Source organism: Streptomyces sp. NPDC021019, assembly GCF_044333295.1.
Classification (GTDB): domain Bacteria; phylum Actinomycetota; class Actinomycetes; order Streptomycetales; family Streptomycetaceae; genus Streptomyces.
The window spans coordinates 62,580-84,987 of record NZ_JBIRQR010000007.1 but is presented as its reverse complement, the minus strand read 5'-3'; the positions used below and the strand labels follow the sequence as shown (position 1 = coordinate 84,987).

General features: G+C 72.3%; 16 protein-coding genes. 11 read left to right on the top strand and 5 right to left on the bottom strand.

All coding sequences use genetic code 11. The features are described 5' to 3' along the window. The first annotated feature begins 32 nt into the window (after positions 1-32). A complete protein-coding gene (locus tag ACH4RG_RS29505; RefSeq protein ID WP_397923027.1) occupies positions 33-2,177 on the top strand; it encodes a primosomal protein N' in 2,145 nt (714 codons plus the stop codon). A 92-nt stretch (positions 2,178-2,269) separates the two neighbouring features. Here ACH4RG_RS29505 and ACH4RG_RS29500 read toward each other — a convergent pair whose 3' ends face one another. Then, complete coding sequence (locus ACH4RG_RS29500) at positions 2,270-2,833, bottom strand: hypothetical protein (RefSeq protein WP_397923029.1); 564 nt, start codon at positions 2,831-2,833, stop codon at positions 2,270-2,272. 269 nt (positions 2,834-3,102) lie between these two features. Between ACH4RG_RS29500 and fmt the strand changes: the two genes are divergently transcribed. The 4 genes from fmt (at position 3,103) to ACH4RG_RS29480 (ending at position 7,603) form a co-directional block, all read left to right on the top strand. Then, complete coding sequence (gene fmt / locus ACH4RG_RS29495; protein WP_398540503.1) at positions 3,103-4,035, top strand: methionyl-tRNA formyltransferase; 933 nt, start codon at positions 3,103-3,105, stop codon at positions 4,033-4,035. 124 nt (positions 4,036-4,159) lie between these two features. Further along, the gene (locus tag ACH4RG_RS29490) at positions 4,160-5,593 is read left to right on the top strand and encodes an RsmB/NOP family class I SAM-dependent RNA methyltransferase (RefSeq protein ID WP_397923033.1); all 1,434 of its coding nucleotides are present in this window, start codon (positions 4,160-4,162) and stop codon (positions 5,591-5,593) included. Between the two features lie 197 nt (positions 5,594-5,790). Next, complete coding sequence (gene rpe, locus ACH4RG_RS29485; protein WP_397923035.1) at positions 5,791-6,474, top strand: ribulose-phosphate 3-epimerase; 684 nt, start codon at positions 5,791-5,793, stop codon at positions 6,472-6,474. Between the two features lie 133 nt (positions 6,475-6,607). Further along, positions 6,608-7,603 (top strand): sugar-binding transcriptional regulator, encoded by a 996-nt coding sequence (locus ACH4RG_RS29480; protein WP_397923037.1) that lies wholly within the window; start codon positions 6,608-6,610, stop codon positions 7,601-7,603. 91 nt (positions 7,604-7,694) lie between these two features. Here the strand turns inward: ACH4RG_RS29480 and ACH4RG_RS29475 are convergent, their stop codons facing one another. Further along, entirely contained in the window at positions 7,695-8,771 is a 1,077-nt protein-coding gene (locus tag ACH4RG_RS29475) for a terpene cyclase (protein WP_397923039.1), read from the bottom strand. A 309-nt stretch (positions 8,772-9,080) separates the two neighbouring features. On the opposite strand from ACH4RG_RS29475, the gene ACH4RG_RS29470 reads away from it, so the two are divergent. From ACH4RG_RS29470 to ACH4RG_RS29450, 5 genes are all read left to right on the top strand, one after another. Continuing rightward, entirely contained in the window at positions 9,081-10,547 is a 1,467-nt protein-coding gene (locus ACH4RG_RS29470) for a GuaB1 family IMP dehydrogenase-related protein (protein WP_397923041.1), read from the top strand. 164 nt (positions 10,548-10,711) lie between these two features. Next, the gene (locus tag ACH4RG_RS29465; RefSeq protein WP_397923043.1) at positions 10,712-12,169 is read left to right on the top strand and encodes an aldehyde dehydrogenase family protein; all 1,458 of its coding nucleotides are present in this window, start codon (positions 10,712-10,714) and stop codon (positions 12,167-12,169) included. A gap of 141 nt (positions 12,170-12,310) precedes the next feature. Then, the gene (locus tag ACH4RG_RS29460) at positions 12,311-12,781 is read left to right on the top strand and encodes an Lrp/AsnC family transcriptional regulator (protein ID WP_397923045.1); all 471 of its coding nucleotides are present in this window, start codon (positions 12,311-12,313) and stop codon (positions 12,779-12,781) included. A 198-nt stretch (positions 12,782-12,979) separates the two neighbouring features. Further along, positions 12,980-13,777, top strand: a complete 798-nt coding sequence (locus tag ACH4RG_RS29455) for a carbon-nitrogen hydrolase family protein (RefSeq protein ID WP_397931918.1) — start codon at positions 12,980-12,982, stop codon at positions 13,775-13,777. 49 nt (positions 13,778-13,826) lie between these two features. Further along, a complete protein-coding gene (locus ACH4RG_RS29450; protein WP_397923049.1) occupies positions 13,827-15,521 on the top strand; it encodes a flavin monoamine oxidase family protein in 1,695 nt (564 codons plus the stop codon). A gap of 54 nt (positions 15,522-15,575) precedes the next feature. On the opposite strand, the gene ACH4RG_RS29445 is transcribed toward ACH4RG_RS29450, so the two are convergent. Further along, positions 15,576-17,012, bottom strand: coding sequence for a uracil-xanthine permease family protein (locus tag ACH4RG_RS29445; RefSeq protein ID WP_397931920.1), 1,437 nt, complete (start codon positions 17,010-17,012; stop codon positions 15,576-15,578). A 217-nt stretch (positions 17,013-17,229) separates the two neighbouring features. Then, the gene (locus ACH4RG_RS29440; RefSeq protein ID WP_398540502.1) at positions 17,230-18,459 is read right to left on the bottom strand and encodes an MFS transporter; all 1,230 of its coding nucleotides are present in this window, start codon (positions 18,457-18,459) and stop codon (positions 17,230-17,232) included. A 158-nt stretch (positions 18,460-18,617) separates the two neighbouring features. Between ACH4RG_RS29440 and ACH4RG_RS29435 the strand changes: the two genes are divergently transcribed. Beyond that, a complete protein-coding gene (locus ACH4RG_RS29435; RefSeq protein WP_398540501.1) occupies positions 18,618-19,832 on the top strand; it encodes an ROK family protein in 1,215 nt (404 codons plus the stop codon). A 171-nt stretch (positions 19,833-20,003) separates the two neighbouring features. On the opposite strand, the gene ACH4RG_RS29430 is transcribed toward ACH4RG_RS29435, so the two are convergent. Then, positions 20,004-22,370, bottom strand: coding sequence for a chitinase C-terminal domain-containing protein (locus tag ACH4RG_RS29430; RefSeq protein WP_397923057.1), 2,367 nt, complete (start codon positions 22,368-22,370; stop codon positions 20,004-20,006). Positions 22,371-22,408: the final 38 nt, after the last annotated feature.

Below are 22,408 nucleotides of genomic sequence, written 5' to 3'. Positions count from 1 at the left end.
CGGTGTCAGTGCTCTCTGGTAGGAATTCAGCTGTGAGCAGCGAGAACGAGCAGTCCGCCGAACCCGGTGCCGGGGCGCCGGAGCAGCTTGCGCTGATCCGGGAGACCGTGCGCCGGGCGAAGGTGCCGCGTGCCAAGCCGCGCACCTGGCGCGGCGCGGCCCTCGCCGAGGAGCTGCCCGTCGCCCGCGTCCTGGTCAACAAGGGCGTCCTCCACCTCGACCAGTACTTCGACTACGCGGTCCCCGAGGAGCTGGACGCCGACGCGCAGCCGGGTGTCCGGGTGCGGGTCCGGTTCGGGGCGGGAGGGCGCAATATCCAGGGCGGGCGGCGCGAGGGCGGCGGGCTGATCGACGGCTTCATCGTCGAGCGCCGCGCCGACTCCGACTACCGGGGGGCTCTGGCGGCCCTCGCCTCCGTGGTCTCTCCGGAGCCGGTCCTGGGGCCCGACCTGCTCGCCCTCTGCCGCGCCGTCGCCGACCGGTACGCGGGCAGCCTCGCCGATGTCCTCCAGCTCGCCGTCCCGCCCCGCAACGGCCGCGCCGAGTCCAAGCCGTCCCCGGACCCGCTGCCCCCGCCCCCCGCCCCGGAGCCGGGCACCTGGGAGCGGTACGGCCAGGGCCCGGCCTTCCTGCGCGCGCTGGCCGAGGGCGGCGCTCCGCGCGCGGTGTGGACCGCCCTGCCGGGCCCGCACTGGCCCGCCGAGATCGCCGGGGCCGTCGCCGCGACGCTCTCCTCCGGGCGTGGCGCGCTCGTCGTCGTCCCGGACGGACGGGCCGCCGGACGGGTCGACGCGGCCCTGACCGAGGCGCTCGGCGCGGGCCGTCACGCCCTGCTGACCGCCGAATCCGGCCCCGAGAAGCGTTACCGGCAGTGGCTCGCGGTGCGCCGGGGCTCGGTGCGGGCGGTCGTGGGGACCAGGGCCGCCATGTTCGCCCCCGTCCAGGACCTCGGCCTGGTCGTCGTCTGGGACGACGGGGACTCCAGCCACAGCGACGACAACGCCCCCTTCCCGCATGTCCGCGAGGTCCTGGAGCTGCGTTCGGCACAGGGTCGCTGCGGCTTCCTCCTCGGCGGGACCAGCTGCACGGTCGAGGCCGCCCAGCTCGTGGAGAGCGGCTGGGCGCTGCCGCTTCTCGCGGACCGCGAGCGGCTGCGCCGGGCCGCGCCCCTCATCCGTACGGTCGGGGACGGTGAGCTGGCCCGGGACGGCGCCGCCCGTACCGCCCGGCTGCCCAGCCTCGCCTGGGGGGCCGTGCGTGACGGTCTGCGCAGCGGTCCGGTGCTGGTCCAGGTGCCCCGCCGGGGTTACGCCCCCCGCCTCGCCTGCGAACGCTGCCGCACCCCCGCCCGCTGCCGGCACTGCGCGGGCCCGCTCCAGGCCCCGGACCAGCAGGATCTGAACTGCGCCTGGTGCGGCCGGGCCGAGCGGGCCTGGCACTGCGCGGAGTGCGGCTCCGCCCGGCTGCGCGCTCAGATCGTCGGCGCCCGCCGCACGGCGGAGGAGCTGGGCCGGGCCTTTCCCGCCGTGCCCGTCCGCACCTCGGGCCGCGACCACGTCCTGGACGCGGTGCCGGACACCCCGGCCCTGGTCGTCAGCACGCCCGGAGCGGAGCCCGTCGCCGAAGGCGGCTACGCGGCGGCCCTGCTCCTGGACGGCTGGGCCATGCTCGGCCGTCCCGATCTGCGCGCGGGGGAGGAGGCGCTGCGCCGGTGGACGGCCGCGGGGGCGCTGGTACGGGGCCAGGACGAGGGCGGCACGGTGGTGATCGTGGCCGAGCCGACGGAGCGCGCGGTACAGGCGCTGGTCCGCTGGGACCCGGCGGGATTCGCCCGGCGGGAGCTGGCGGAGCGGGCCGAGCTGGGCTTCCCGCCGGTCTCCCGGATGGCCTCGGCGACCGGCCCCGCCGAGGCCCTGGCCGCGTTTCTCCGGACCGCCGGGCTGCCGCCGGAGGCCGAGATCCTGGGTCCGGTGCCGGTCCCGTCGGCCGAGCCGGGCAGGCCCCGCCGACCGGGGGACGCCCCGCCGGGCGAGACCTGGGAGCGGGTCCTGATCCGGGTGGCCCCGGGGCGGGGGGCGGCGCTCGCCCGCGCCCTGAAGACGGCGCTCGCGGCCCGCATGGCCAAGGGGGCGACCGACCCGGTGCGCATCAGGATCGACCCGCCCGACATCGGCTGAGACCGCGGGCGGCCCTGCGGGGGCCGCGGGCCCCGGGCAGGGGACTGCCCCGCCGTGCGACCGGCACGGTGGGGCAGAGAAGCGGCGTCCGGTCAGCCGTTGCGGGGGCCCGGGAAGGCGCCGGGACGCAGTTCCTCGCGGACCGGCCGGTCCGCGAGAGGCTGCGGCGGCATCGAGCGGGCCGCCGGGACCGAGGGCACCGCGGAGCCGGACTCCCCGGCGGAGGAACCGGCCGACCCGCTCCCGACGGAGACCGGGCGTGCCACGGCCGCGGTCTCGCCGCCCGTTTCGGTGGTGGGCGGCGGCGTGGCCCGGCGCGTTCCGTAACGGCGGTGCACGGCCTGCTTGGTGACGCCGAGGGCGGAGCCCACCGCGTCCCAGGAGAAGCCCAGGGAGCGGTCGAAGTCCACCGCGGCCGTGACCAGGGTCTCGACGCTGTCCCGCAGTTCCTGCGCGAGGCGGACGGTGGGGGCCGGGGCCCTGCCGTAGACGACGAAGCCCGCGGAGGGGCCGGAGCGGCGCGGACGGTAGACGTTGCCCAGCTGGGCGGTGAGGGTGCGCAGCGCGTCCACCTGCCGCCGGACCCGCTCGATGTCCCGCACCAGAAGATGCAGGCTGGCCCGCGCTTGGGCGTCGTGGGTTGCGTGGTCGGCCATGAAGAAGCCTCTCGAACCGGCGTTGAAAGGGATCGGGCCGCATGTCGGGGCGGCCCGCTTCGGTCAATCTCCTTTGACCAACGCCCGAGCCGGGTATGTGGTCACGCCATCGGGGCGTATGTGCATATGCACGGGGCGTGCGCGGCGCGCGTACGCCCCCCGGTCGCCGCCCCCGCGCAAGGGAGCGGCCGGGCCCCGATCGGCAGCACCCCTAGACTGGTGTGCTGCTCGTCACCGTACGTCTTGGCCCGAGAGGCAGTCAGCCACCCATGAAGCTCGTCTTCGCCGGCACTCCCGAAGTCGCCGTCCCCGCACTGGACGCCCTGATCGCCTCCGGCCGCCACGAGGTGGCCGCCGTCGTGACCCGCCCGGACGCCCCCGCCGGGCGGGGCCGTCGGCTCGTCGCGAGTCCGGTGGCCGAGCGGGCGGAGGAGGCCGGGATCGAGGTGCTCAAGCCCGCGAAGCCCCGGGACGAGGAGTTCCTCGCCCGGCTGCGCGAGATCGCCCCGGACTGCTGCCCGGTCGTCGCCTACGGGGCCCTGCTGCCCAAGGTCGCCCTCGACGTGCCCGCCCGGGGCTGGGTCAACCTGCACTTCTCGCTGCTGCCCGCCTGGCGGGGCGCGGCACCGGTCCAGCACGCGGTGATGGCCGGGGACGAGGTGACCGGCGCGTCGACCTTCCTGATCGAGGAGGGACTGGACTCCGGCCCGGTCTACGGTGTCCTCACCGAGGAGGTCCGCCCCACCGACACCAGCGGCGACCTGCTCACCCGGCTCGCCTTCGCGGGCGCCGGGCTGCTCGCCGCCACCATGGACGGCATCGAGGACGGCACGCTGCACGCCGTGCCCCAGCCGCACGACGGCGTCACCCTGGCCCCGAAGATCACCGTCGAGGACGCCCAGGTCCAGTGGTCCGCGCCCGCCCTGCGGGTCGACCGGGTGGTGCGCGGCTGCACCCCGGCCCCCGGCGCCTGGACCCTGTTCCGCGGCGAGCGGCTCAAGCTGGTCCAGGCCACGCCGGTCCTGGACCGCACCGACCTGGCCCCCGGCGAGCTGTCGGCCGCCAAGAACAACGTGTACGTGGGCACCGGATCGCACGCGGTCGAACTGCTCTGGGTCCAGCCGCAGGGCAAGAAGCCGATGAAGGGCGCCGACTGGGCGCGCGGCGTCCGCATCGTCCACGGCGAGCTGCTCGGCCCGTAGGGAGGCGCCCCGAGCGGCGGGGACGGTCGGGCCCCAGGGGCCCGGGCTGCCGTTCGGGCGCCCGGGGGCGGCGACGTACGCTGGGAGGGTTCGCACCTCTCACCATCAGCGGAGCACCTTTCACGTGAACGACCAGCCGCGTCGCCGTCCCGCCAAGCCCCACCGTCGTCCGCAGAAGGACCCGGTCCGTTTCCTCGCCTTCGAGGCGCTCCGGGCCGTCGACGAGCGTGACGCGTACGCCAACCTCGTGCTGCCCCCGCTGCTGAAGAAGGCCCGCGCCAAGGGTGACTTCGACAGCCGGGACGCGGCGCTGGCGACCGAGCTGGTCTACGGGACGCTGCGCCGGCAGGGCACGTACGACGCGATCGTGGCGGCCTGCGTCGACCGGCCGCTGCGCGAGGTCGACCCGCCGGTCCTCGACGTCCTGAACATGGGCGTCCACCAGCTGCTCGGCACCCGCATCCCCACCCACGCGGCCGTCTCCGCCAGTGTGGAGCTGGCCCGGGTGGTGCTGGGGGAGGGGCGCGCGAAGTTCGTCAACGCGGTGCTGCGCAAGGTCACCGCCCACGACCTCGACGGCTGGGTGGAGAAGGTCGCCCCGTCGTACGACGAGGACGCCGAGGACCATCTGTCCGTCGTCCACTCCCACCCCCGCTGGATCGTCTCCGCCCTCTGGGACGCGCTGGGCGGCGGCCGGGCGGGCATCGAGGACCTGCTGGAAGCGGACAACGAGCGGCCCGAGGTGACGCTGGCGGCCCGCCCCGGCCGTTCCACCACCGAGGAGCTGGCGCAGGCCCTGGGCGAGGACAACTCCCTGCCGGGCCGCTGGTCCCCGTACGCGGTCCGGATGGCCGAGGGCGGCGAGCCCGGCGCGCTGGAGGCCGTCCAGGAGGGCCGGGCTGGCGTCCAGGACGAGGGCAGCCAGCTCGTCGCCGCCGCCCTGGCCGCAGCACCCGTCGAGGGCCGCGACACGCGCTGGCTGGACGGCTGCGCGGGCCCCGGTGGCAAGGCCGCCCTGCTCGCCGCCCTCGCCGCCGGGCGGGGCGCCGCCCTGCTCGCCGCCGAGAAGCAGCCGCACCGCGCCCGGCTGGTCGAGCGGGCGCTCGCCGGCAACCCCGGCCCGTATCAGGTGATCACCGCGGACGGCACCCGTCCGCCGTGGCTGCCCGGCACGTTCGACCGGATCCTGATGGACGTGCCCTGCTCCGGCCTGGGCGCTCTGCGGCGTCGTCCGGAGTCCCGCTGGCGGCGTCGGGCCGAGGACCTGGAAGCCTTCGCCCCACTCCAACGAGGCCTGTTGCGTGAGGCGTTGAAGGCCGTACGGGTCGGCGGCGTGGTCGGCTACGCGACCTGCTCGCCGCATCTCGCGGAGACCCGTGTGGTGGTCGAGGACGTCCTCAAGGGCCGGGGCGGGGAGCCGGTGCAGGCGGAGTGGATCGACGCCCGCCCGCTGATGCCCGGGGTGCCCGCCCTGGGGGAGGGCCCAGACGTCCAGCTGTGGCCGCATCTGCACGGCACGGACGCGATGTATCTGGCGCTGCTGCGCCGGACCGGCTGAGCGTCCCGCACGTGGACGGGCGGCCGTGACGGGTCGTCGGCCCCGCACCGCCCGGTCTTCCCCGATAACCGTGGAGAACGGCAAAGGAACAGTAAAGCGCTGGCAAAATGCGCAGAATGTGCGAAGTGTGATGGCCCTGTGAGGCTTCGGAGCGCATCGAGGCGGGGAACGGGCGGGAGACGTGGCAGGCTTGGGTCATGGCGCAGATCAACCCCAGCATCCTGTCCGCCGATTTCGCGCGTCTCGCCGAGGAGGCGAAGGCCGTCGAAGGCGCGGACTGGCTCCACGTCGATGTCATGGACAACCACTTCGTGCCCAACCTGACCCTCGGCGTGCCGATCGTCGAGGCGCTCAGCAAGGCCACGGACACCCCGCTGGACTGCCACCTCATGATCGAGAACGCGGACCGCTGGGCCCCTCAGTACGTGGAGGCGGGGGCCGGGTCCGTCACCTTCCACGCGGAGGCCGCGGCGGCTCCGGTGCGCCTGGCCCGGGAGATCCGCGCGAAGGGGGCGCGCGCCTCGATGGCGCTCAAGCCCGCGACGCCCATCGAACCGTACGAGGACCTGCTCCCCGAGTTGGACATGCTGCTGATCATGACGGTCGAGCCGGGCTTCGGCGGCCAGGCCTTCCTGGACATCATGCTGCCCAAGATCCGCCGCACCCGGGAGCTGATCAGCAAGCACGGTCTCGAACTGTGGCTCCAGGTCGACGGCGGAGTATCGGCCACCACCATCGAGCGCTGCGCCGAGGCCGGCGCCGACGTCTTCGTGGCGGGCTCCGCGGTCTACGGAGCGCAGGACCCGGCCGTGGCGGTGCGGGAGCTGCGGGCACAGGCGGACGCGGCCACGGCCGTCGCCCCCTGGGTGTGCGGACACTGAACCAAGGGCAGATGAACGCGGTCCGACAGGGCCGATCAAGGATCGCCGGATCTGACAGGATGAACGGCGTATCGGGCGTGTGAACAGCAGTGAGGAGATCGCGGTGTCTGGCATCTCGGCGGGTCGGTCAGCCATGCGGATGGGACCCGCGGAGCTGGTGCAGGCGGCGGCCATGGCCCGCCGGTTCTACCTGGAGGGCAAGTCCAAGATCCAGATCGCCGAGGAGTTCGGCGTGAGCCGCTTCAAGGTGGCCCGGGTCCTGGAGACAGCCCTCGAACGCGATCTCGTACGCATCGAGATCCGGGTACCGGCCGAGCTGGACGCCGAACGCTCCGACGCCCTGCGGGCCCGTTACGGGCTGCGGCACGCGGTGGTCGTCGAGTCCCCGGCCGAGGAACAGGAGGACGCCCCCGACCCGGAGAACCTCGGCGAGGTCGCGGCCGACCTCCTCGGCGAGCTGGTCGCCGAGGGCGATGTGCTCGGCCTGGCCTGGGGCCGCTCCACCATCCACATGGCGGCCGCCCTCGACCGGCTCCCGCCGTGCACGGTCGTCCAGCTGACCGGCGTGTACGACGCGGGCACCGCCGAGCGCGGCTCGGTCGAGGCGGTCCGCCGGGCGGCGCAGGTCTCCGGTGGCGAGGCGCACCCCATCTACGCACCGATGCTGCTGCCCGATCCCGCGACGGCCGCCGCGCTGCGCGAGCAGACCGGCATCGCCCGGGCCTTCGAGTACTTCGACAAGGTGACGGTCGCCGCCGTCTCCATCGGTTCCTGGGAGCCGGGCATCTCCACGGTCCACGACATGCTCTCGGACGCCGAACGCGCCCACTACGCCTCGCTCGGCGTCGCCGCCGAAATGTCCGCGCACCTCTTCGACTCAGACGGCCGTCGGGTCGGCCGTGACCTGGGGGAGCGCTGCATCACCGTGGAGGCGGACCGGCTGCGCCGGATCCCCGAAGTGGTCGCGATCGCGGGCGGTCTGCGCAAGGCGGCGGCGATCGGCGCGGTGCTGCGCTCCGGACTCGTCACCAGCCTGGTGACGGACACCGCCGCGGCCGACTTCCTGCTCACCGAGTCCCCCGCGGGCGTCCGTCCGGCACTGGAGCGGGCCGACCCCGACGGGGAGTGACGGGGCGGAACACACCGAGGGCCGTGCACCCGATGCGGTGCACGGCCCTCGGTGTGTTCCGCCCCGTGTCCAGGGGGTGCCCGGACACCCCCTAGCCCGTCGGCGGGGCCTTGGCCGCGCACGGGGCGGGGGCGGCGGTCCCGGTGCGCGCGGACGGCACGCCCAGCACGGTCTCCTCCAGATACTCCTCGGGCTCCTCGTACTGGCCCACGTCGGCGGGGTTGTAGCGCGGCGTCCGGCGGGACCAGTCCAGGTTGCCGCGCATCCAGCTCCGCATCCCGTCGAGGTAGGGCACCAGCATCCCGGACAGCTCCGGGTACAGCTCCAGCAGCTCGTCCTCGGCCGTCAGGAACCGCTCGGTCTCCATCGCGAGACGCTCCGCGACGTGGTCCAGCGCCTGCTGCTCCCCGAGGCCCCGGTGGTGGCGGACCAGGTGGACGAGGTTGTGGATCTCGCCGAGCACCTGCTCCTTCTCGAAGGAGTACACGTCGTTGGCCCAGCACACGTGGTTGCACGCGGCTTCCAGGGCGGTGATGAAGCGGGGGTCGTTGTGGATCGACTCCGGGGCGTCGATGCCCGCCACGATCTCTATGAGGTCCATGCAGACGTGGATGGCCCCGGTGTGCCGCCGCTTGGCGATGTACGTGTCCTCCGAGGGCACGACGTCCTCGGCGCGGTTCCCCGCCTCCCAGGTCGTGGCGGTCGTGAGGTAGGTGACCAGGTGCCAGGCGAACCGGGTCCGCCAATGCGGGGCGGCGTTCGGCATCGTACGTTTCCACAGGTCGGCCAGGGCCGTCACGGCAGCCGGGACGTTCTCGCCCGGCAGCGGCTCGGGGGCGGAGCCGTCGACCACCGCGCGCATCCGGTCGACGACGTCTCGCACCCGGTCGGGCGAACGTCCGAGGTGGCCGTCGTCGAGCTGGTCGTCGACCAGGAAGAGCCAGACGAACCAGTCGGCCACCAGATCGAGGTGCTCCTCGTCGGCCGTCGGATAGACCATGCCGACGAACGCTCCGAAATCGGCTTGTTCGAATCGGTTCCTCGCGGACTCGCGGTGGACCAGGCCCGTCCGTCTGGTCCAGCTGTCCAGATGCCGACGGGTGTGTGCCACGTGCGGGTTGGTCCGCTGTGGGAACGGGCAGTAGATGTCCGGCAGTTCGCTGTCCACAGGCGGATCGGGATCCTCTCCGGTCAAACGGTGTGCCCAGGGGTGCCGAGAAGCCGGATCGGCGCTTCGGACACCAACGGGACCTGCGGGTTTGAAGCTACCTGACCCCTTGTCACCCGGTCCAGGGATGGTGATCACGAATGATTCGAATCCTGTTCGGGTAGGGTCCGTGGGTAAGGCAGGTTCCACTTGCCCGGAGCCCCCGGCCCGTCTCTTCGTGCCACTTCGGAGGAAGAGACGAACGTGGGGGCCCTTTGTTGTGTCTTCGTGGAAACGACCTGCACCGTTTCGTATGAAAAAATGAGTGTTATGCGTTTTCTTGAGCCGGGCACCGGTCGCTACACAGAGTCCCCCGCGGTTCCGTACGACCTCACGTACGACGATGTCTTCATGGTCCCGGGCCGTTCCGCGGTCGGCTCCCGGCAGGGTGTGGACCTCTCGTCGCCCGACGGGACCGGTACCACCATCCCGCTCGTGGTCGCCAACATGACCGCCATCGCGGGCCGTCGGATGGCCGAGACCATCGCCCGTCGGGGCGGCCTCGTCGTCATCCCCCAGGACATCCCGATCGAGGTCGTCACCGACGTCATCTCCTGGGTCAAGACGCGCCACCTCGTCCTCGACACCCCGATCGAGCTGGCCCCCGGCCAGACCGTCGCCGACGCGCTGTCCCTGCTGCCCAAGCGGGCCCACGGCGCGGGCGTCGTCGTCGACGCCGACCGCCGTCCGGTGGGCGTCGTCACCGACCACGACCTCACGGGTGTCGACCGCTTCACCCAGCTCTCCGAGGTCATGTCCAAGGACCTGGTGCTGCTCGACGCGGACATCGACCCGCGCGACGCCTTCAACAAGCTCGACGGCGCCAACCGCAAGCTCGCCCCCGCGGTCGACGCGCAGGGACGCCTCGTCGGCATCCTCACCCGCAAGGCCGCCCTGCGCGCCACGCTCTACACCCCCGCCACCGACGCCGAGGGCAAGCTGCGCATCGCGGCCGCCGTCGGCATCAACGGTGACGTGGCCGGCAAGGCCAAGCAGCTCCTGGACGCGGGCGCCGACGTCCTCGTCGTGGACACGGCCCACGGCCACCAGGAGTCCATGATCAGCGCGGTGAAGGCCGTCCGGGCGCTCGACCCGCGGGTGCCGATCGTCGCGGGCAACATCGTCGCCGCCGAGGGCGTGCGCGACCTGATCGAGGCGGGCGCGGACATCATCAAGGTCGGCGTCGGCCCCGGCGCCATGTGCACCACCCGGATGATGACGGGCGTCGGCCGCCCGCAGTTCTCCGCCGTCCTGGAGTGCGCCGCCGAGGCGAAGAAGCACGGCAAGCACGTCTGGGCGGACGGTGGCGTCCGGCACCCGCGCGACGTCGCGATGGCGCTCGCCGCCGGCGCGTCCAACGTGATGATCGGCTCCTGGTTCGCGGGGACGTACGAGTCGCCCGGCGACCTCCAGCAGTCCGCCGACGGCCGCTTCTACAAGGAGTCCTTCGGGATGGCCTCGGCCCGCGCCGTGAAGAACCGCACCTCGGACGAGTCCGCGTACGACCGCGCCCGCAAGGCGCTCTTCGAGGAGGGCATCTCCACCTCGCGGATGTTCCTCGACCCGACACGCCCGGGAGTCGAGGACCTCGTCGACTCGATCATCGCGGGTGTCCGTTCCTCCTGCACGTACGCCGGCGCCGGTTCCCTCGAGGAATTCGCCGAGAAGGCGGTCGTCGGCGTCCAGAGCGCCGCCGGTTACGCCGAGGGCAAGCCGCTCCACGCCAGCTGGAGTTGATCCCGAATTACCGCAACGACCCTGCCCTCTCCGGCATTTCGCGCCGGAGAGGGCAGGGTCGTTTCCGGGCTTCCGGAGGCGGGGCGGGGGTGCGCTTCAACTTCGTTGAGTGGTAAGTAATATGAAGCGCACTCAGCTGCTGCCTCTCTGCGGTAAGGGATCTCATGTCCTTCTTCACTGACCTGGCCCACCAGTACATCGACGGCGAGTGGAGGCCGGGGAAGGGGTCCTGGGACATCATCGACTTCAACCCGTTCGACGGGGAGAAGCTCGCCTCGATCCCGGTCGCCACCGCCGACGAGGTCGACCAGGCCTACCGCGCCGCCGAGCGTGCCCAGCAGGCGTGGGCGGACACCAATCCGTACAGCAGGCGGACCGTCCTGGAGAAGGCGCTGCACCTCGTGGAGGAGCGCGAGCCGGAGATCAGCGACGCGATCGTCGCCGAGCTCGGCGGCACCCGGCTGAAGGCCGCCTTCGAACTGCACCTGGCCAAGGAGTTCCTCCGCGAGGCGATCCAGCTGGCGCTGCGCCCCGCCGGACAGATCCTCCCGTCGCCGACCGAGGGCAAGGAGAACCGCGTCTACCGCGTGCCCGTCGGGGTCGTCGGCGTGATCAGCCCGTTCAACTTCCCGTTCCTGCTCTCCCTCAAGTCCGTCGCCCCCGCGCTGGCCCTCGGCAACGCAGTCGTCCTCAAGCCGCACCAGAACACCCCGATCTGCGGCGGCACCCTGCTGGCCAGGATCTTCGAGGACGCGGGGCTGCCCGCCGGGCTCCTGAACGTCGTGATCACCGACATCGCGGAGATCGGCGACACGCTGCTGGAGCACCCCGTTCCGCAGGTCATCTCCTTCACCGGCTCGGACAAGGTCGGCCGTCACGTCGCCACCGTCTGTGCCCGGAACCTCAAGCGCGTCGTCCTCGAACTCGGCGGCAACAGCGCCCTCATCGTGCTCGACGACGCGGACGTGGACTACGCCGTCGACGCGGCGGTCTTCAGCCGGTACGTCCACCAGGGCCAGGTCTGCATGGCCGCCAACCGCATCCTCGTCGACCGCGCCGTGGAGGCGGAGTTCACCGAGAAGTTCGTCGCCAAGGTGGCCTCGCTCACCGTCGGCGACCCCGCCGACCCGGCCACCCAGATCGGCCCGCTGATCAACTCCTCGCAGGCCGAGTCCATCTCCAAGCTCGTCGACCAGACCGTGGCGGCCGGGGCGACGGCGCTGCTGCACGGCCGCGCCGACGGCAACCTGGTGAGCCCCTCCGTGCTGACCGGTCTCGCCGCCGACTCGCCCGTCCTGCACCAGGAGATCTTCGGCCCCGTCGCCCTGCTGGTGCCCTTCGACGGTGAGGACGAGGCCGTCCGCATCGCCAACGACACCCCGTACGGCCTCAGCGGCGCCGTCCACACCGGCAACATCGAGCGCGGGGTGCGGATCGGCCAGCGCATCCACACCGGAATGATCCACATCAACGACGGCACCGTCCACGACGAGCCGATCGTCCCCTTCGGCGGGGAGAAGAGCTCCGGCCTCGGTCGGCTGAACGGCGACTCGATGGTCGAGGCCTTCACCACCCAGAAGTGGATCTCCATCCAGCACGGCCGCTCGCAGTTCCCCTTCTGAGGGCCTGCCCGGCCGGGTCCGGGCCGGCCCTCGGCCCCGTCACGCCGGGCACGCCCGGACGGCGGCGCATGGTCTACTGCGGGAGGCGGCACGCTCCGCCTCCCACAAGCCGACCCATCGCAGAGAAGTGAACCGCCCGACGTGCGCCTGAACGACCTCGACGAACGCATCGTCCACGCCCTCGCCGAAGACGCCCGGCGCTCGTACGCCGACATCGGCGCGATCGTCGGCCTCTCCGCCCCCGCTGTGAAACGCCGGGTCGACCGGCTGCGGGCCGAGGGGGCGATCACCGGCTTCACCGTGCGGGTCGACCCGGCGGCGCTCGGCTGGGAGACCGAGGGTTTCATCGAGATCTACTGCAGTCGCAACACCTCCCCGGACGCCATCAAGCAGGGCCTCGCCCGCTATCCGGAGGTCGCCTCGGCTTCGACGGTGACCGGCGAGGCGGACGCGGTGGTGCAGGTCTTCGCCGCCGACATGCGCCACTTCGAACAGGTCCTGGAGCGGATCGCGGGAGAGCCGTACGTCGAGCGCACCAAATCCGTCCTGGTGCTCTCGCCGCTGCTGCGGCGGTACTCGGCGGAGGGCCCGCCCGCCCAGGACCCGCGCTGATGGACTCCTTCCCCCGGCAGTGGCGCACGTCACCCCGCTGACCTGCGAACACGCCCCACGCAACGATTCGCCGCGCCGGGCCCTCCCCGCGCAACGATTCAACGGTTGGTGCGCAACACTCGCGCCTTGTCCGCGCCGATCGGGGCCACGTACCTTCGATACGTCTCCCCACCCCGCCCGCACCGCCCGAGGTCAGCCATGCCGTCGTTGCGCACCGCCCTGCTCCAGAGCTCCGGACGCCCGGGTGCCGTCGCCGAGAACCTGAAGGCGCTGGACGAGGCCGCCGCGCGGGCCGCCGGAGCGGGGGCCCGGCTGCTGGTCTCGCCCGAACTGTTCCTCACCGGATACGCCATCGGCGACGCCGTCCCCGAGCTGGCCGAACCCGCCGACGGCCCCGGTGCCCGGGCCGTCGCAGAGATCGCCGTACGCCACGGCCTCGCGGTCCTCTACGGCTACCCGGAGCGCGACGGGGAGCGGATCTTCAACGCGTCCCAGCTCATCGGCCCCGACGGCGGGCGGCTCGCGAACTACCGCAAGACCCACCTGTTCGGCTGCTTCGAGCAGGAGTGGTTCACCCCCGGCGACCAGGCGGTCGTCCAGGCCGACCTCGACGGCATCCGCGTGGGCCTGCTGATCTGCTACGACGTCGAGTTCCCGGAGAACGTCCGGGCGCACGCCCTCGCCGGCACCGATCTGCTGCTGGTGCCCACCGCGCAGATGCACCCCTTCCAGTTCGTCGCCGAATCCGTCGTCCCCGTACGGGCCTTCGAGAGCCAGATGTACGTGGCGTACGTCAACCGCACCGGCCCGGAAGGCGAGTTCGAGTTCGTCGGGCTCAGCTGCCTGGCCGGCCCCGACGGCACCGTGCGCACCCGCGCCGGTCGGGGCGAGGAGCTCGTCGTCGGCGAGGTGGACCCGGAGTTCCTGGCCGCCTCGCGCGCCGCCAACCCGTATCTGCACGACCGCCGCCCGGGCCTGTACGGCTCCCTCGCCTGAACCCGCCTCCTCCCGAACTTCCCCGTACAGCGCAAGGAGTCCGTACCCCATGACGTCCACGGTGCCCAACGCAGTCCAGCACACCGACGCGGCCGCCCCGCCGATCACCATGTTCGGGCCGGACTTCCCGTACGCGTACGACGACTTCCTCGCCCACCCGGCGGGCCTCGGGCAGATACCGGCGACCGAGCACGGCCAGGAGGTCGCCGTCATCGGCGGCGGGCTCTCCGGGATCATCGCCGCGTACGAGCTGATGAAGATGGGCCTCAAGCCCGTCGTCTACGAGGCCGACCGGATCGGCGGTCGGCTGCGCACCGTCGGCTTCGACGGCTGCGACCCCGCACTCACCGCCGAGATGGGCGCCATGCGCTTCCCGCCCTCCTCCACGGCGCTCCAGCACTACATCGACCTGGTGGGCCTGGAGACCCGGCCCTTCCCCAATCCGCTCTCCCCGGCCACACCCTCGACCGTCGTCGATCTCAAGGGGGAGTCGCACTACGCCGAGACCATCGACGACCTGCCGCAGGTCTACCGCGACGTGGCCGAGGCGTGGAGCGCCGCTCTGGAGGAGGGCGCCGACTTCTCCGACATGAACCGGGCGCTGCGCGAGCGCGACGTGCCGCGCATCCGGGAGATCTGGTCGCAGCTCGTCGAGCGGCTGGACAACCAGACGTTCTACGGCTTCCTCTGCGACTCCGACGCGTTCAGGTCCTTCCGGCACCGCGAGATCTTCGGCCAGGTCGGCTTCGGCACCGGCGGCTGGGACACCGACTTCCCCAACTCCATCCTGGAGATCCTGCGCGTCGTCTACACCGAGGCCGACGACCACCACCGCGGCATCGTCGGCGGCAGCCAGCAGCTCCCGCTGCGCCTGTGGGACCGCGAGCCGCGGAAGATCGTCCACTGGCCGCTCGGCACCTCGCTGTCCTCCCTCCACGGCGGCGAGCCCCGTGGCGCCGTGACCCGGCTGACCCGTACGGCGGGCAACCGCATCACGGTCACCGACGCCACCGGCGACATCCGCACCTTCCGGGCCGCGGTCTTCACCGGCCAGTCCTGGCTGCTGCTCTCCAAGATCGACTGCGACGACGCGCTCTTCCCGATCGACCACTGGACGGCGATGGAGCGCACCCACTACATGGAGTCGTCCAAGCTGTTCGTGCCGGTCGACCGGCCGTTCTGGCTGGACAAGGACGAGACCACCGGCCGCGACACCATGTCGATGACGCTCACCGACCGGATGACCCGGGGGACGTACCTCCTGGACGACGGGCCCGACAAGCCCGCCGTCATCTGCCTCTCCTACACGTGGTGCGACGACAGCCTGAAGTGGCTGCCGCTCTCCCCGAAGGAGCGCATGGAGGTCATGCTCAAGTCGCTCGGCGAGATCTACCCGAACGTCGACGTCCGCAGCCACATCATCGGCAACCCGGTCACCGTCTCCTGGGAGAACGAGCCCTGGTTCATGGGCGCGTTCAAGGCGAACCTGCCCGGCCACTACCGCTACCAGCGGCGGCTGTTCACCCACTTCATGCAGGACGCGCTGCCCGCAGACAAGCGGGGCCTGTTCCTGGCGGGCGACGACATCTCCTGGACGGCAGGCTGGGCCGAGGGCGCGGTGCAGACCGCGCTGAACGCCGTATGGGGCGTCATGCACCAGTTCGGCGGGGCGACCGACGCGACCAACCCCGGGCCCGGCGACGTCTTCGACGAGATCGCCCCGGTGGAACTCCCCGAGGACTGAGCGGGACCCGGGCGGGGACTCGGCGGTCGTGGTCCCGGAGCAGCGCCCGCCGGATCAGGACTTCCGGGGCCCCGCGCCCTGGTCGCCGTAACCCCCGTCCGACGCGCCCTCGTCGTCCGAGGGCTCGTCGTACGCGGAAGTGCCGGCGTCCAGCAGCGGTTCCTGCGTCTTGAGATGGGCCGGGGCGAAGGCCCGCAGCACGTGGTACCCGGTGATCACGACGATCGTGCCGAGTGCGATGCCGCCCAGTTCGAAGTTGTCGGTGATCTTCAGGCTGACCCCGCCCACGCCGATGATGATGCCCGCGGCGGCCGGGACGAGGTTGAGCGGGTTGCGCAGGTCCACCCGGCCGTTGAGCCAGATCTGCGCACCGAGCAGGCCGATCATCCCGTACAGGATCACGGTGATTCCGCCGAGCACCCCACCCGGGATCGCGGCGACGACCGCGCCGAACTTCGGGCACAGGCCGAAGAGCAGCGCGAAGCAGGCCGCCGCCCAGTACGCCGCGGTGGAGTAGACGCGGGTCGCGGCCATCACGCCGATGTTCTCGGAGTACGTGGTGTTGGGCGGCCCGCCCACGGCGGTGGAGAGCATCGACGCCGCGCCGTCCGCCGCGATGGCGGTGCCGAGCTTGTCGTCCAGCGGGTCGCCGGTCATCTCGCCCACGGCCTTCACGTGCCCGGCGTTCTCCGCGACCAGCGCGATCACCACGGGCAGCGCCACCAGGATCGCGGACCACTCGAAGCTCGGCGCGTGGAAGGACGGCAGCCCGATCCAGTCGGCCTGCCCGACGGCGGAGAGGTCCAGACGCCAGTGGTCCACGGCCTCCGCGCCGCCCACCGGGGAGTGGATCTTGCCGAGGACCAGGTCCAGGACCCACGACAGCGCGTACCCGAAGACCAGTCCCAGGAAGATCGCGATCCGGGAGAGGAAGCCGCGCAGACAGACGACGGCGAGCCCGGTGAACAGCATCACCGCGAGCGCCGTCCACTGGTCCTGCGGCCAGTAGGTCGAGGCGGTCACCGGGGCGAGGTTGAAGCCGATCAGCATCACCACCGCGCCCGTCACCACCGGCGGCATCGCCGCGTGGATGATCCGCGCGCCGAACCGCTGCACGGCGAGACCCACGAGGAAGAGGACCACCGCGACCACGAACACCGCGCCCGTGATGGTGGCGACATCGCCGCCGCTCGCCCGGATCGTTGCCGCGACGCCGACGAAGGAGAGCGAGCAGCCCAGATAGCTGGGTACCCGGCCCTTGGTCGCCAGCAGGAAGATCGCGGTCGCGACGCCGGACATCATGATCGCGAGGTTCGGGTCCAGGCCCATCAGGACCGGAGCGACGAACGACGCCCCGAACATCGCGACCACGTGCTGTGCGCCGAGTCCGAACGTACGGGGCCAGGAGAGCCGCTCGTCGGGCCGCACCACCGCCCCGGGCGCCGGTGTCTTCCCGTCGCCGTGCAAGGTCCAGCGCACGCCGAGGCTCATGGTTGCTCCCTGAAGGTCTGCTCGGTGTGCCGGCCGGTCTGCGACCCGGTTGTTCGGTGTTCACCTGCGGAAAAGATCAGCGCCATGGTAGTGGTGCGGCGGTCGGCGGCCGCGCGGAGGTCACCCGCCGCGCGCCGCCGTACCGCGTCCGGGCCTGCCGTACCGAGCCGCCGCACCGCGTCCGCGCCGCCGCCCGTGCGCACCACCGCCCGCTCTGTCAGCTCCCCGTCGAGCTCTTCGCCGTCGTACCGCTTCCGGCCGCCGAGCCGGTGACCTTGCGGTCGGCCGACCGCAGCACCCCGGCGCCCAGCACCAGGCCGAAGGCCAGTGCCGTCACCACGCCGAACGACACGACCAGCGAGGTGGCCTCGGCCAGCGAGCCGATCGCGGAGGGAGCGATCAGGCTGGAGGTGTACGTGATGGTGGCGACGCCCGCGATGGCCTGACTCGGGTTCGGCCCGCTGCGCCCCGCCGCCGCGAAGGCCAGCGGGACCACGACCGCCACGCCGAGGCCCAGCAGTGCGAAGCCGCACATCGCGGCCGCGGCGGAGGGTGAGAACACGACCAGCAGCCCGCCCGCGGTGGCCATCAGTCCGCCGGTGCGCACCGTGCGGACCGCGCCGAACCGGTCGACGATCCGGTCCCCGGCGATCCGGGCTATCGCCATCGTCAGGGTGAACGCCGTGGTGGACGCGGCGGCGAGACCGTCCGAGCTGTCCAGGACGTCCCGCAGGTAGACCGCCGACCAGTCCAGGCTCGCGCCCTCCGCGAACACCGCGCAGAACCCGACCGCCCCGATGATCAGGGCCGACTTCGGCGGCAGCGTGAAACGCGGCGGCGGCTCCTCGTCCGGGCGGCTCTGGAGATCGAGGACGCCCCGGCAGGCGATCAGCCCCAGTGCCGTGAGCACCAGGGCCGCGATGGCGTGGTGCAGACGGGCATCGGTCGCGGTGTGCGCGGCGACGGTGCCCGCCGCCGAACCGATCAGCGCGCCCACGCTCCACATGCCGTGCAGGCCCGACATGATCGACTTGTCGAGACGGTTCTCCACCTCGATGCCCAGGGCGTTCATCGCCACATCGGACATCCCGGCCGTCGCCCCGTAGACGAACAGCGCCGCGCACAGCGTGACCAGGCTCGGCGCGAGCGCGGGCAGGATCAGCGCCAGTGTCCACAGCGCCAGCAGCCCCCGCAGGGCGGTCCGCGCGCCGAACCGGTGGCTGACCCGGCCCGCGAGCGGCATCGCGATCGACGCGCCGATCGCCGGGAAGGCCAGCGCCAGACCGAGCTGGCCCGCGCTCACTCCGGCGTGGTCCTGGATCCACGGCACCCGGGTCGCGAAACTGCCGGTCACCGCCCCGTGGACGGTGAAGACCGCGGCGATGGCGATCCGCGCCCGCTTCACCTGCTCCGTGCTGTAGACCGTGACGGTCGAGTCGTTCGTCATGCCGTCGTGTCCCTCCCCTGGGAATTCTCGGAGGCCGGCGGTCCCGGCGCCTCCGTGCGACGATGCGGGCCGTAAACTATCAGGAACCCTGCCTGATAAATAGTCGTTACTGAGCGGCCCCGGAAAGCGGCGGGGCGGCGATCTGGAAGGATCCCGGTATGCCCGCATCACCGAGCACGGCTCGGGCCATCAACGACCGGCTCGCCCTGCGGCTGCTCCAGCAGGACGGCCCGCTGACGGCCTCCCAGCTCAAGACGTTGACCGGACTCTCCCGCCCGACCGTCGCCGACCTCGTCGAACGACTCCAGGGCGCCGGGCTGATCCAGGTCGTGGGCGAGTCCGGGGCCGTCCGCCGCGGACCCAACGCCCGGCTGTACGGGATCGTCGCCGACCGGGCCCATCTCGCGGCGCTGGACGTACGGCTCGGAAGCGTCAGCGTGGTCGTCACCGACCTGTTGGGGGCCACGCTCGCCGAGGGCTCCCTGCCCATCGGCAGCGACACGGGCACCGGACCGGCCGTCGAGCGGGCCGCCGCCCTTCTGGAGCGCACCGCCCGCGCGGCCGGGGCCGTCCCGCTGCACAGCGTCGGGGTCGGAGCGCCGGGGCTGATCGACCCCGGCACCGGCGAACTGCGCGACAGCACCGGCCTGCCCGCCTGGCACCGGGGCCTGGTCCGGGAGCTCCAGCGGCGGCTTCCCGCCGCCGTCCTGGTGGAGAACGAGACCAACCTCGCGGCCGTCGCGGAGCACCGGGCGGGCGCCGCCCGCGACCGGGAGACCTTCGTCCTGCTCTGGCTCGGCCAGGGGGTCGGAGCCGCCGTCATGCTGGACGGCAAGCTGCGTCAGGGTGCGTCCGGCGGCGCGGGCGAGATCGGTTTCCTCCCCGTCCCCGGCGTGAGCGGGCTGCCATCGGCGGTCAACTGCGAGGGCGGCTTCCACTCCCTGGCCGGCTCCGCCGCGCTGTGCGAACTCGCCGTCGCGCACGGTCTCGTGGACCCCGGCGAGGTGACCTGCGGCCGCGAGGAGGCGGCGGCCGTGGACGCGGTGCGAACCTCCCTGGGAGCGGGGGAGGCGGGCGAGCCCTTCCTGAAGGAGCTGGCGGACCGCCTCGCCCTCGGCGCCGCCGCCGTCGTCTCGGTGCTCGACCCCGGCTGCGTCCTGCTCGCGGGGGCCGTGGGCCACGCGGGCGGTCCCGCGCTCGCCGCCCGGGTCGAGGAGCGGCTGGCCGCGATGTCACCCCTGCGGACCGAGGTGCGGGCCGGTTCGCTGGGCGACGGGGCGGTGCTGCGCGGTGCGCTGATCACCGCCCGGGACGCGGCGCAGGACGCGCTGTTCGCGCCGGAGGGCCGACCGGCGGCCTACAGCTCCGCGTAGGCGGCGGCGGACCGGTCCGGCTCAGGCCGGGCAGCGCCCGGGGCCTGTCAGCGGCCGCCGACAACGCCCCCGGCCCCGGCGGTGGGCGCCGGGGCCGGGGACGACAGGGCCGGTCGCCCGGTGGTGAACGGAGAGGTGGAGCTGCTCACCACCGAGCGGTCGGAGAAGGGATCAGCAGGCGCCGAGGTCCTTCCAGGCGCCCCACTGGCCGGCGGATCCGGGCGTCTCGCCCTTGGTCCACCACGAGGCCTTCCACTGGTGGCCGCCGTGGCTGACGGTGGAGCCGCCGCCGTACTCGGTGGCCGCGCTCCAGGCCGGGGCCGTGCAGCTGCCGCCCGGCTGCGTCGGGGTCGGGGTCGGGGTCGGCGTCGGGCCGGTCGGGTCCGGCGTCGGGGTCGGCGTGGGGTCGGTCCCGGCGCCGGGCTCGACCAGGGTGGTGCCCCGGGCCAGGTCACCGGCGAGGGAGTAGGACTTCCCGCCGAAGGTCACGGTCCAGTTCGACGGCGTGGAGGTCGGCAGGTAGTAGACGAAGTCCAGCTCCACCGAGGCGCCGGGGGCCAGCGTCTGCCAGGCCGGGAGCTTCAGCGAGACGCGGTTGTAGTCGCCCTTGAGGCCGCCGATGTTGTTGGCCGCCGTGTGGTCGCTGCGGATGATCGTCGTGCCGAAGCCGGACTGGTCCTTGGCGTTGGCCGGGGCGGAGGTGGAGTAGTCGAACTGGAACTCCGTACCGCCGGGCAGCGTGGCCTTGGTCCGGTTGGTGATCTTCAGCTTGGGGCTGATCGGGTAGTTGGAGTCGCCCAGCGGGAACTGCCCGAAGGAGACGTCGATGTTCACGGCCTGGGTGGGCAGGTCGATCGTGGAGCGCTTCGCGCCGTACGGGGTCGCCGACTTGAAGGCGTCGTACATCGCGGTGGTCAGCGTCGAGCCGGTCTCGTACTGGCCCTTGGCCGCGTTCCACCGGTAGTCGCCCGCCAGCTCCCAGATCATCGTGCCGCCGATGCCCTTGTCCACGACGTAGTCGGCCTTGGCCTTCACCGACTGCTCGTCCTCGGTGGAGAGGAACACCTTCTTCTGGGCGTTCCACAGCCACGGCGCGACCAGCGTCGAGTCGTACTTGCGGACGTAGGCGCCGGTCAGCTGGGTGTTCGCGGGGAAGCCGTAGTCGGTGACGTAGTCGCCGACGATGCCCTTCTCCAGGTTCTTCGCGTGCCACATCGGGTTGGAACCGGCAGGTGATTCCTTGCCGTTGGTGTCCTTGTCGTGCCAGAGGTTGTCGATGCCGACCGCGCCGTCACCGCACTTGGTCAGCCCCGCGCCCGCCGGGCAGTCGGTCGTGGCCGCCCTGCCCCACAGGCCGTCCGTGCCGCCCTGCACGTTCTTGAAGCCGCGGGTGTAGTACGGCAGACCGATGTTGATCCGGCCGGCCGGCATCGAGCCGCGGAAGTAGTGGTAGGCCCAGTCGGTGTTGAGGTAGCCCGTGCCTCCGTACTGCGAGGTGGAGTACACGCTCGCCTGCGCCAGTTCGGCGTCCTTGCCGTCGTCGAACAGGGAGGCGTTCGGGCCGACGTACTCGTTCCAGGCGCCGTGCAGGTCGTAGGACATGATGTTGACGTAGTCCAGGTACTTCTGCATCTGGTACGTCTCCATGCCCCGCAGCAGGTAGCCGGAGGAGGGGGCGGCGACGGTCAGCAGGTAGTGCTTGCCGTCGGCGGCGCCCGCGCGGTCGAGCTTCTCGCGCAACGTCTTCATCAGGGCGTCGTAGCCCTTGACCAGCCCGGCGCGGCGGCCGTTGGACAGCGTGTGGTCCAGCGGGTTGCCCGCGTCCTTCATGGTCGTCGCGTACTCGTAGTCGATGTCGACGCCGTTGAAGCCGTACTTCTTGATGAAGTCGACGGCCGAGTCCGCGAAGGTGTTGATGCCCGCCTGGTTGACCGACCCGTCGGCGTTGGTCGCCATCGAGTAGAAGCCGCCCGAGTCGACGCGCTTGCCGTCGGGGCCGAAGTAGCCGCCGGTCTCGGCCCAACCGCCCACGGAGACCAGGGTCTTCACGTTCGGGTGCTTCTTCTTGTACTTCGTCAGCAGGTTGAAGTGCCCCTTGTAGGGGAGCGCCGGGTCCATCTCCGCGCCCACGACACCGGGCCAGGTCATACCGGTGGAGGCGTTGTCGGCGCTGTCGGGGCCGACCGAGAGCTTGTTGGAGCCGTCGACGTGCGCGAAGGCGTAGTTGAGGTGCGTGACCTTGTCCCACGGGATGTCCGGGACCAGATAGGCGTCCTTGCCGTCCTTGCCGGTACGCCAGTTGGTGAAGTAGCCGATCACGCGGCGCTTGTGGTCGGCGCCCATCATCTCGCGGCCGTCGGCGTCGTAGACGGAGCAGTACGGGACGTCGACGCCGGGGGTCTGGTAAAGCCCGTCGGGGCGACAGGAGGTCTGGTCGGCGGCGGCCGACGGACTTGCGGAGAGTGAGCTCATCAGCAGTCCGGCGACGGCGGCGCCGGCGGCGAGCAGGGTGGCTCTCGCTCGGGTGGGGGACAGCATGTGGTCGTTCCTCCTGGGGAGGTCGGCAGAACACAACT

Coding starts and splice junctions, on each gene's coding strand:
- ACH4RG_RS29500 (WP_397923029.1), bottom strand. CDS start 2,833: ATGGCCGACCACGCAACCCACGACGCCCAAGCGCGGGCCAGCCTGCAT.
- fmt (WP_398540503.1), top strand. CDS start 3,103: ATGAAGCTCGTCTTCGCCGGCACTCCCGAAGTCGCCGTCCCCGCACTG.
- rpe (WP_397923035.1), top strand. CDS start 5,791: ATGGCGCAGATCAACCCCAGCATCCTGTCCGCCGATTTCGCGCGTCTC.
- ACH4RG_RS29480 (WP_397923037.1), top strand. CDS start 6,608: ATGCGGATGGGACCCGCGGAGCTGGTGCAGGCGGCGGCCATGGCCCGC.
- ACH4RG_RS29470 (WP_397923041.1), top strand. CDS start 9,081: ATGCGTTTTCTTGAGCCGGGCACCGGTCGCTACACAGAGTCCCCCGCG.
- ACH4RG_RS29465 (WP_397923043.1), top strand. CDS start 10,712: ATGTCCTTCTTCACTGACCTGGCCCACCAGTACATCGACGGCGAGTGG.
- ACH4RG_RS29455 (WP_397931918.1), top strand. CDS start 12,980: ATGCCGTCGTTGCGCACCGCCCTGCTCCAGAGCTCCGGACGCCCGGGT.
- ACH4RG_RS29450 (WP_397923049.1), top strand. CDS start 13,827: ATGACGTCCACGGTGCCCAACGCAGTCCAGCACACCGACGCGGCCGCC.
- ACH4RG_RS29445 (WP_397931920.1), bottom strand. CDS start 17,012: ATGAGCCTCGGCGTGCGCTGGACCTTGCACGGCGACGGGAAGACACCG.
- ACH4RG_RS29440 (WP_398540502.1), bottom strand. CDS start 18,459: ATGACGAACGACTCGACCGTCACGGTCTACAGCACGGAGCAGGTGAAG.
- ACH4RG_RS29435 (WP_398540501.1), top strand. CDS start 18,618: ATGCCCGCATCACCGAGCACGGCTCGGGCCATCAACGACCGGCTCGCC.
- ACH4RG_RS29430 (WP_397923057.1), bottom strand. CDS start 22,370: ATGCTGTCCCCCACCCGAGCGAGAGCCACCCTGCTCGCCGCCGGCGCC.